The sequence below is a fragment of the Capnocytophaga felis genome, from assembly GCF_009684755.1.
Lineage (GTDB): Bacteria > Bacteroidota > Bacteroidia > Flavobacteriales > Flavobacteriaceae > Capnocytophaga > Capnocytophaga felis.
In genome coordinates, this window is record NZ_BLBC01000022.1 from 1 (window position 1) to 1,894 (window position 1,894).

Annotated in this window: 1 protein-coding gene; it reads left to right on the forward strand. The window is 40.0% G+C overall.

The window, feature by feature from the left end; translation table 11 throughout:
* Positions 1 to 1,894, forward strand: a 1,894-nt coding sequence (locus tag GN105_RS12865) for a TonB-dependent receptor (RefSeq protein WP_173015009.1), incomplete at both ends; no start/stop codon positions are given.

The window sequence follows — 1,894 nt, forward strand, 5'->3', positions numbered from 1 at the left end:
GAAGTGATTATCAAAGGTTTGAAGGAAAATCTTTCAGAGCAGAAAATAGGTCATTCTGTGGAAGATTATCTGCAAATATCGCAAAATGTAAATTTAATTCGCAGGGGAGCGTATGCTTTTGAGCCTGTGCTGAATAATATGTTTAGCGAACGCTCGGTGATAACCATTGACGGAATACGGATTTTCGGGGCGTGTACTGACAAAATGGATCCTATAACTTCCTACGTGGAAATGCACAATTTGTCCGACATCAGCGTTAGTTCAGGGCAAGAGGGCAGCCATTACGGCACCACCATTAGCGGAAATATCGACCTGAAGCCTCAAAAAGTGCATTTTTCGGCAAAACCTCAGTGGAAAAACACCTTACAAACCAGCATAAAAAGCAATAATTTGGAACGTTTTGCAATGGGAAACACGCTTTTTTCTTCCCAAAACTTCGGAGTAAATATTTCATTTTCACATCGAAAAGCAGATAATTATCGTGATGGAAATCAGGATCTTATAAAATATTCACAATACGAAAAAAGCAATGCTGCGGCAAATGTGGGGTTGAAATTAGGCAGTCGGGACGTGGTTCGCGGGAATGTGATTTACGATTCTGCCAAAAATATTGGCTATCCGGCACTTCCGATGGACGTTTCAAAAGCCAAAGCCTTGATTTCAATGCTGACACATACACACTATTTTGAAAATCAGAACTTTAAACTATGGGAAACGAAACTGTATTACAATGATATTTATCACGAAATGGACGATTCATTTCGGGAGGAAAACGATAAACTTCCTGTAAAAATGGATATGCCCGGAAGAAGCGAAACCTTTGGCGGAATTTCAAAAATTCGTTGGCAGAAAAATCGTTTTTCGCAAGATATTCGCCTGAATGCCTTTCACAATCTTTCCTCCGCCGAAATGACGATGTACTACCGAACCGGCGGCACGATGTTTACTTATACTTGGCCTAAGGTAGCAACCAAAAATGTCAATATTTTTATAGAAAACCAATTTGAGATTTCTGAAAATCAGAAGATAACCTTAAACGGAAATATGGGTTGGCAGAATAATTACGTAAAAAGCGATGTGGGTTACAATCTCAATCAGGTATTTCATCGGTTTGAGCGAAGTAAAAATCGGGTTTTGCCGAGTATTTACAGCTCTTATTCTTGGTTTTCAGAGAGTTGGGAAATTTCGGTGGGTGCAGGTTGGGGACAGCGAGCTCCTTCTGTTTCAGAAAGTTATGGCTTCTATCTTTTTAACAACTCGGACGGATATGATTATATCGGAAATCCGAATTTGAATAATGAAACTTCGTGGGAAGGAAATTTTTCGGCTCAATATACGAACAATCAGTGGAAATTTGCCTTCAAAAGTAATTTTTTTCATATCCAGAATTATATTTTCGGACAACCTTTCGGACAGCCTGCTTGGCAGATGACGCCACTCGGAGCTGAAAAACGAGGCTTGAAAATGTATGAGTCATTACCGCACGCCCATCAGCTTAATCTTTCATTACAAACGGAATACGTTTTCGGAAAATATTGGCTTTGGAAAAACACTTTGGGTTATGCTTACGGAGCTGATTTTGAAGGAAATCCCTTGCCGTTTGTGCGTCCGCCTTATTATTTATCATCTATGGTTTTTCGCAAAAATCGTTTTTCATCAGCGGTTACCGTTGAAGGCGATTTAGAGCAAACCCAATTCAGTACGGCTTACGGCGAGGACGCCACTTCCGCATATACGCTGGTGAATCTTGCAGTTTCATACGTATTGCCTTTGGGTTCACATCAAGTTGATTTTCAGTTAGAAGTAGAAAATTTATTCAATACGTATTATACCACCTATGCCGACTGGAAAAACTTTCCCCGAATGGGACGAAATGTCGTTTTAGGTGTGAAAT